At 49.4% G+C, this 772-nt stretch carries 3 pseudogenes; 1 reads left to right on the top strand and 2 read right to left on the bottom strand.

Annotated features, from left to right (window positions below):
- Positions 1 to 62: 62 nt before the first annotated feature.
- Positions 63 to 353, bottom strand: a pseudogene (locus tag CWI32_RS15005) (pantoate--beta-alanine ligase); the annotation flags it as partial.
- A gap of 39 nt (positions 354 to 392) precedes the next feature.
- On the opposite strand from CWI32_RS15005, the pseudogene CWI32_RS15000 reads away from it, so the two are divergent.
- Positions 393 to 521, top strand: a pseudogene (locus CWI32_RS15000) (ATP-binding cassette domain-containing protein); the annotation flags it as partial.
- Between the two features lie 5 nt (positions 522 to 526).
- Here the strand turns inward: CWI32_RS15000 and CWI32_RS14995 are convergent.
- Positions 527 to 727 (bottom strand): annotated as a pseudogene (locus CWI32_RS14995) (5-(carboxyamino)imidazole ribonucleotide synthase); the annotation flags it as partial.
- Positions 728 to 772: the final 45 nt, after the last annotated feature.

Raw genomic sequence — 772 nt, 5'->3', positions numbered from 1 at the left:
ATCCGCCACTTTGGGATGATCGCCCTTAATCCAGGCCGGAATCTCCTGATGCGCGGGAAGCAGCCAGGTAATGGCGCGTTCATGTCAGAGACACTGATATTAGTCAGACGCGGTTTTTTGCCATACATTTGCTCAACCGTTGGCGCGAAGACGATATCACAACCGACGTCTGCCAAAAGCTGCTGGTCCTGCTCCAGCGTACGCGGGTAGTTATCAAAATCTTCATTGGGTCCAAACTGGATCGGATTGACAAAGATACTGACCACCACCACATCACACAGCTTACGCGCTTCACGTACCAGATTTAAATGACCCTGATGCAGATTGCCCATGGTGGGTACAAAACCAATAAGCAGATGGATCAGGCAGCTGCTGCACTGAACCTTCCAGCTTGGGATGCCGATGTTAAACTGCTTTCAGGTGGTGAACGCCGCCGTGTGGCACTGTGCCGTTTGCTCTTGTCTAAGCCAGACATGTTGCTTCTTGACGAACCGACGAACCATTTAGATGCATCATCTGTTGCCTATTCCAGACTGAATACATCAGCACTGTCAATAAAATCCTGTAGACCATTTTCGGCCTTGCTGGAAATCACTTGACCGAGTGTCGCAGAAGGGCAATCCGTACTTGCTTCAAAGAAAGTACATTGAATATTCAATGGCAATGCCGCTTGCGCCATCATGCGCCCGAGCTGACCGCCGCCAAAAATACCGATGGTTTTATCCATGATGTCTGTCCCGTATGAAGCTTGGTTTTAGTTTTGACCAGGAAT

It is taken from the genome of Acinetobacter pseudolwoffii (assembly GCF_002803605.1).
Classification (GTDB): domain Bacteria; phylum Pseudomonadota; class Gammaproteobacteria; order Pseudomonadales; family Moraxellaceae; genus Acinetobacter; species Acinetobacter pseudolwoffii.
The sequence above is the reverse complement of the archived record's forward strand: the minus strand, read 5'-3'. Positions and strand labels throughout refer to the sequence as shown.